We start from the raw sequence: 6,435 nt of genomic DNA, 5'->3' as shown, positions 1-6,435 counted from the left end.
CTACGCCGACGCCGTCCTGCCCGACGGATCCTGGACCGGTACCGCCGAAGCAGCCCTCGACCTCACCGCCGGCCTCTACCTACCCGGCACCGCCGATCACCGACGAACTAACGGCGACGACCACTAGTACGTCGGTGAACCAGGAAGATCCCCGCGCGTGCGGGGACGACTGCCGGCACCCACGCGCTGTGGGACCGACGTCGGGAAGATCCCCGCGCGTGCGGGGACGACACGATCGGATCGTGCGGGCGACGGCCACAGCCAGGAAGATCCCCGCGCGTGCGGGGACGACAGCCTGACCGGTGCTCTGCTCCACAAATCCTCCGGAAGATCCCCGCGCGTGCGGGGACGACAGCCTGACCGGTGCTCTGCTCCACAAATCCTCCGGAAGATCCCCGCGCGTGCGGGGACGACAGCGACCCGAGTCGAGCGGTGAGCCGGAACTTGGGAAGATCCCCGCGCGTGCGGGGACGACTCGTCGGGCGGGGAATCGTGGACGGTGTAGCGGGGAAGATCCCCGCGCGTGCGGGGACGACGTGGGCCACACCTGACGGTCGCCGCGGGAGACGGGAAGATCCCCGCGCGTGCGGGGACGACGACGGCGGACAGCGTGCGGCTGGCCATGGGTGCGGAAGATCCCCGCGCGTGCGGGGACGACTGCGGCCCATTGTGGGCTCCTTTCGGCTGAGGGGAAGATCCCCGCGCGTGCGGGGACGACTAACGCCCGGGAATGCGATATCCGACATCGGTAGGAAGATCCCCGCGCGTGCGGGGACGACCAAACCGTGTGACGCAGCTCACCAAACCCACGGGGAAGATCCCCGCGCGTGCGGGGACGACTGCGTCTGGGCCCATACTTGTACGGACATCCGGGGAAGATCCCCGCGCGTGCGGGGACGACGTCGCCAGCGCCGCGTCAGCGACGTGCACGGGGGGAAGATCCCCGCGCGTGCGGGGACGACTACAAGATGCATCCGGGATCAGCGGCCCTGGTGGGAAGATCCCCGCGCGTGCAGGGACGACCGCAGGAGGTCGCGGGCCGACCAGCGTTTCCCGGGAAGATCCCCGCGCGTGCGGGGACGACGTCTCGAGGCGGAGCTAGCCCGGCTCATCCCGAGGAAGATCCCCGCGCGTGCGGGGACGACGAAAGCATCAATCCCGCCCCGCCAATCTCGCAAGGAAGATCCCCGCGCGTGCGGGGACGACCCACCGTGGCGCGGGATACTCCTGATACACGACGGAAGATCCCCGCGCGTGCGGGGACGACGCAGCGGCCTGCTTCGCGGCGGGCGTCTTCTTCGGAAGATCCCCGCGCGTGCGGGGACGACAGTGCGGCGGCCGCGACGAGCGCGAGGACGTCGGGAAGATCCCCGCGCGTGCGGGGACGACCTCATGGATCTCGACCTCCGGACGCCGTTCGCCGGAAGATCCCCGCGCGTGCGGGGACGACAAGTCGGGCACGTGGGCGACCGTCCTGCGCTGGGGAAGATCCCCGCGCGTGCGGGGACGACTCCTCGTGGCGAGCCTCTGGGCCAACGTCCGGGGGAAGATCCCCGCGCGTGCGGGGACGACAGACGCGCGGCTAGCTGCTGGTCATCCTCCCCAGGAAGATCCCCGCGCGTGCGGGGACGACGCAGACTCGACCAGCCCGCGACGGGCGAGCGCGGGAAGATCCCCGCGCGTGCGGGGACGACGGCCTGACGGTCGACCCGGACGCGCCCGGCACGGGAAGATCCCCGCGCGTGCGGGGACGACCCGGACGTCGAACTGGCCGAGGAGACGATCAGGGGAAGATCCCCGCGCGTGCGGGGACGACGCGAGGTCGGGCCGATCGCGGGCGACCCAGGGAGGAAGATCCCCGCGCGTGCGGGGACGACGGGTGTCGAGCTCGGACATGACGTGCTCCCTTGGGAAGATCCCCGCGCGTGCGGGGACGACGATCTCGCAGACGAGCGGCGTCGGCGCGACGGCGGAAGATCCCCGCGCGTGCGGGGACGACCATGCCGGTGGCGGCGGTGCCGACCGCGCCCAGGGAAGATCCCCGCGCGTGCGGGGACGACGTCTCCGGCATGATCAGCTCGGAGGCGGCAGCGGGAAGATCCCCGCGCGTGCGGGGACGACTCATTCTCGCCTGCGGACACCGGCCGCCGGCTGGGAAGATCCCCGCGCGTGCGGGGACGACTGTGCGAGCAACTGACGCTGGCCGAAACGCGGAGGAAGATCCCCGCGCGTGCGGGGACGACGTTAGGTAGATATGGCGAGATGGCGTATCGAAAGGAAGATCCCCGCGCGTGCGGGGACGACACTTGCTGAGCTGGGACTTTAGCAACAGAGTGGTGCGATTTGCATCGGTAGGAGCGCGGGGTTTGGGACGTTAGCCGGCTCTGCATCATCGCCGTATGAGTCGAAGCCCTCGTAACGCCGCGGATGGTACAAGGGCGAGCGGGCCGGCCGAGGAAATGCGCCAGCGTTGGAACGGAGGACGCTGGCTGGTGGGGTTCAGGACGCGGCGGCGCGCTCGGCGGTGAGGGCGCCGGCGACGCCGTCGAGCACCATGTCGAGGCCCGCGGCGAAATCGGCGGCGGCCCGGTCGCGGGCCAGCTCCGACGTGGGCGTCAGTAGCGCGCCGGAGGTGTAGAAGAACAGCACGCGCAGCACCTGGTCGGCGCCGGCGGGGGCGAAGCCGGCCTGGGTGAGCGCGGCGTGCAACGGATAGTAGAGCCGGGCGGTGATGGGGTCGCCGGAGTGCGCCGCGAGATGGGCCGCGAGGCCGCGGCAGCTCCCGACGACCTCGTGCATCCGGATCAGGAACGAGCGCAGCCGGGGACGCCAGTCCGCGTCGGGGGTGTCGGCGTCGAGTACCCGCGTGTACAGCTCGGCGGTCACCAGGCGGAGCAGGTCGTCCTTGGTCGCGACGTGCTTGTAGGTCGCGCCGAGGGACACCCCGAGGGACTGGGAGAGGCGGCGCATCGTCAGCCCTTCGACGCCGTCCCGTTCGATGATCGACAGCGCGGACGCGACGATCTCGGCCTCGCGCAGGACGCCCTGGCGAGGGGTTCGGGGGTCGGTGGTGTGCGCGCCCCGCGCGCCGGGCGGGTCGCGGTCCATCCGCTCAGCGTACGAGCCACCCGCCAGGCCCGACTGGGTCCACCCGGCTGCCCGGTCACCGGATCACCGGATCACCGGGTCATGACTCGGATGCAATCCGTGCTGGACGTACGACGAAGTCCGTGGTTTTCTTCTACGAGACGTAGAAGTTGTGGCTCCGGACACACGGAAGGCGGCCGGCATGGCGAAGATCGAACTGTCCACCGGAACGATCGACTACGAGGACACCGGCGGCCCCGGCCCCGTCCTGGTGCTGCTGCACGGGCTTCTGATGGACGCCTCGCTGTGGGCCGGCCCGGTCGCGGAGCTCGCCGCCGATCACCGCTGTGTGGTCCCCACCCTGCCCATGGGGGCGCACCGCCATCCCATGCACCCCGACGCCGACCTCTCGCTGCCCGGACTCGCCCGCCTCGTCGCCGAGCTGCTCGACCGGCTGGACCTGCCCGACGTCACCCTGGTCGGCAACGACACCGGCGGGGCACTGGTGCAGCTCGTCGTGCGGGACGGCGCCGCGCGGGTGGGCCGGATCGCACTCGTCTCCTGCGAGGCGTTCGACAACATCCCGCCGAGCCTGACCGGGCGGACGCTGGCCCTGGCCGGCACACTTCCGCCGGCGCTGTTCGGCCTGGTCATGCAGCAGATGCGGTTGCGGCCGATGCGGCGCGCGCCGATCGCCTTCGGCTGGCTGACGGCCCGCGGGGACGTCGCGACCGCCCGGTGGATGCAACCGCTGCTGCGCCGCGGCGAGACCCGTGGAGGCATCCGCCGCGACACCGTGCGGGTGCTGCGCTCACTGCGCCCGGCGCGGGAGCTCCTGCTCGACGCGCCCACCTACCTGCCGACCTTCACCGGGCCCGCGCTGGTGGTCTGGGCCGCCGAGGACCGGGTGATGCCGCCGGAACACGGCCGCCGCCTCGCCGAGCTCCTCCCCCGGGGACGGCTGATCGAGGTGGCCGACACCCGCACCCTCATCCCCCTGGACCAGCCAGCCGAACTCGCCTCAATCCTGCGCGACTTCACCCGGGCCACCGACGGAGGCTGACGGCCGGCCTGACCTCGGGCTTCCGGTGGCGTGCGCGCTGATCCGATCGATGGCCATGGTCAGGGCGATCTCCCTCGGCGTCGGCAGCCAGCCTGCCCGCGTCCCGCATGCGGCGCGACCCCACCGCGATCAGCTCCGTCCAGGTCGCGAAGAGCTACGCCCGAATCGGCCGAGCTCTCCGAGTCCGCTGCCCGCTCACGTGCCGCCGTCGCGGCGGCGATGGCAGCACAACATTTCCGATTTCACGCTGACGGCGCCGCTCGCCCTACGCCGCTCGCCCTGCGCCGCTCGCCCTGCGCCGGTCAGGTCGCGGCGGCCTCGGCCGCGGGGGTGGTCAGGGTCCGGTGGGTGGTGGCGAGCAGGGTGGCCAGGGCGACGGTCGCCGCAACCGCGACGGTGGCCGGCCAGATGCTGCTGGCCGAATTCGCGCGCCCGGTACACCGCCGCCGCGTACAGGCTGCGTTTGAAGAGGAAAGCGAACGGGCGACAGTCCGGCTCGCGGAAGGTTGTCCAGCGCAACCGATCCGTATACGACTATCGGCGAATGGATTCACTTCCGCATCCCGCTCGCGTTCGAACCCCGTCGGCATCGCCGGACCTGAGGCCCGCACGGCGGCAGGAACCTTCCGACACGCCCGACCGGCGAGCGACGCGGTCATAATCCAGGACATCGTCACCAATGTCCTCTGCGACGTCGCGACGAAATCGAGCAGAATGACGGCGAAACCGTCATGGCCACGATCTACGAGTTCCCGAGCCGGGCCATCGGCGTGCGGCACTAACCCAGCTTCCGGCACGGTCACACCCGGTACACGTCAATGTGCGGAGTCCGGACGAGAGCGTCCCGGGCAGCCGTGACCCTCCCCGGCCGGCGGCCCCACCTGGGCTGACGTTCGACTGACGGGGCATCCGGACGCGGACCGGCATAAGCTGACCTGGTCCGCCGCGCAGCCACCCGACAATGGGGCCGCGCATTACCCGGACACCTGCCGAACGATGCAGGACACAGTGTGACCAGGACGACCGAAAGGCAGACCCATGAAATTCGGCGTGCAACACGGCATCGGTGATCCGCAGTGGCGACCCGAGGTACTGGACCAGCGAAACATCACCGCGTGGGCGCGTGCAGCCGAGGAGACCGGGTGGTCCGGTATCGCTTTCACCGATCACCCGGCGCCATCCACAAAATGGGCCCACGCCGGCGGCGAGGGTAGTTCCGAGCCATTCTCGTCCCTGGCCTTCTGTGCCGCGCTGACCGAGGACATCACGTTAATCACCCTGGTGGCCGTGCTGCCCTACCGTAATCCGTTATTCACCGCACACCAGATCCGCACGCTGGACCGGCTGAGCGGGGGACGACTCGTCGTCGGCGTCGGCACCGGATATCTGCGGGGTGAGTTCCGCGCCTCCGGAGTCGATTTCGACCGGCGGCGCGCCCTGTTCGACGAGGCGCTGGAGATTCTCACCGCGGACGCCGCCGTCGAGGAGATCTCCTACCGGGGAATCGACTTCGAGACGTCCGGCACCGCGCTGCGACCGCCGGCGATCCAGCGGCCGCACCCGCCGCTGTGGGTGCACGCGAACAGCGCATGGGGCCTGGAGCGGGCGGCCCGCTTCGGCGGGGGCGCCCTGTTCACCCTCACCACCGAGACGCTGGCCGGCACCATCCGGACCGCCCACGTGCCCGACTCGGCCGCCGTCGGCGAGCGCATCGACAGGCTGCGCCACGCCACGACCGCCGCGGGACGTGACCCGGCCGAGGTCACCGTCGCCCTCGGCGGGGTCCTCCCCATCCTCGACGTCCGCCGTGGCTGGAACGCCGAGCAGGTCCGCGCCGACATCGCCGAATACGAGAGCCTCGGCGTGGACTGGCTCATCTGCAACGTGATCGGGGACGATCCCGGTGCGTCCGAGGAGACGGTGCGCCGCTTCGGCGAGGAGATCATTCTCGCCCGGAGCTGACCGCGTTCGTGGTGCGCGGCTATCCGGTGACCCAGTAGTCGGCGTCGCCGGTGGAGCCGGGGGCCTCAGCGGACGACGGCCGGGGGTCCGCCCCGACCAGCCGCATCCGGGCCGGCCGGTGGTTGCGCCGGCCGGCGCCGGTTCCGGCGCCGGAACCGGGCCCCCAGGCCGGCACGGCCCGCAGGACACGCGGAGGGGCCGCGGCGACCACGGCGTCGGCGAACGCGGCGAGCAACTCGGGGCGGCGCCGGGTCCCCGCCCGTGCCCGCGCTGCGCCGGCGTTCGGGCCGGCGTCGGCGTTCGGGTGGGCACCGGCGTTCGGG

4 protein-coding genes, 1 pseudogene and 1 CRISPR repeat array are annotated in these 6,435 nt (G+C 71.6%); of the genes and pseudogenes, 2 read left to right on the top strand and 3 right to left on the bottom strand.

Annotated elements, in window-relative coordinates; translation table 11 throughout:
* Positions 1-142: 142 nt before the first annotated feature.
* A CRISPR array of direct repeats spans positions 143-2,304; the repeat unit is 28 nt; unit sequence GGAAGATCCCCGCGCGTGCGGGGACGAC.
* 195 nt (positions 2,305-2,499) lie between these two features.
* On the bottom strand, positions 2,500-3,108 hold the full coding sequence (locus NBZ83_RS29065; protein WP_261570582.1) for a TetR/AcrR family transcriptional regulator: 609 nt from the start codon (positions 3,106-3,108) through the stop codon (positions 2,500-2,502).
* A 181-nt stretch (positions 3,109-3,289) separates the two neighbouring features.
* On the opposite strand from NBZ83_RS29065, the gene NBZ83_RS29060 reads away from it, so the two are divergent.
* A complete protein-coding gene (locus NBZ83_RS29060; protein WP_261570581.1) occupies positions 3,290-4,150 on the top strand; it encodes an alpha/beta fold hydrolase in 861 nt (286 codons plus the stop codon).
* A 302-nt stretch (positions 4,151-4,452) separates the two neighbouring features.
* Here NBZ83_RS29060 and NBZ83_RS29055 read toward each other — a convergent pair whose 3' ends face one another.
* Positions 4,453-4,953 carry a hypothetical protein gene (locus NBZ83_RS29055; protein ID WP_261576227.1) on the bottom strand — a complete coding sequence of 167 codons (501 nt, stop codon included), beginning with the start codon at positions 4,951-4,953 and terminating at the stop codon, positions 4,453-4,455.
* A 235-nt stretch (positions 4,954-5,188) separates the two neighbouring features.
* On the opposite strand from NBZ83_RS29055, the gene NBZ83_RS29050 reads away from it, so the two are divergent.
* Positions 5,189-6,112: an LLM class F420-dependent oxidoreductase gene (locus NBZ83_RS29050; RefSeq protein ID WP_261570579.1), complete on the top strand. Its 924-nt coding sequence runs from the start codon at positions 5,189-5,191 to the stop codon at positions 6,110-6,112.
* Positions 6,113-6,131: 19 nt separating this feature from the next.
* Here the strand turns inward: NBZ83_RS29050 and NBZ83_RS29045 are convergent.
* A pseudogene (locus tag NBZ83_RS29045) lies at positions 6,132-6,435 on the bottom strand (flavodoxin domain-containing protein); the annotation flags it as partial.

It is taken from the genome of Frankia gtarii (assembly GCF_025403375.1).
GTDB classification, from domain to species: domain Bacteria; phylum Actinomycetota; class Actinomycetes; order Frankiales; family Frankiaceae; genus Frankia; species Frankia gtarii.
The sequence above is the reverse complement of the archived record's forward strand: the minus strand, read 5'-3'. Positions and strand labels throughout refer to the sequence as shown.

Coding starts and splice junctions, on each gene's coding strand:
- NBZ83_RS29065 (WP_261570582.1), bottom strand. CDS start 3,108: ATGGACCGCGACCCGCCCGGCGCGCGGGGCGCGCACACCACCGACCCC.
- NBZ83_RS29060 (WP_261570581.1), top strand. CDS start 3,290: ATGGCGAAGATCGAACTGTCCACCGGAACGATCGACTACGAGGACACC.
- NBZ83_RS29050 (WP_261570579.1), top strand. CDS start 5,189: ATGAAATTCGGCGTGCAACACGGCATCGGTGATCCGCAGTGGCGACCC.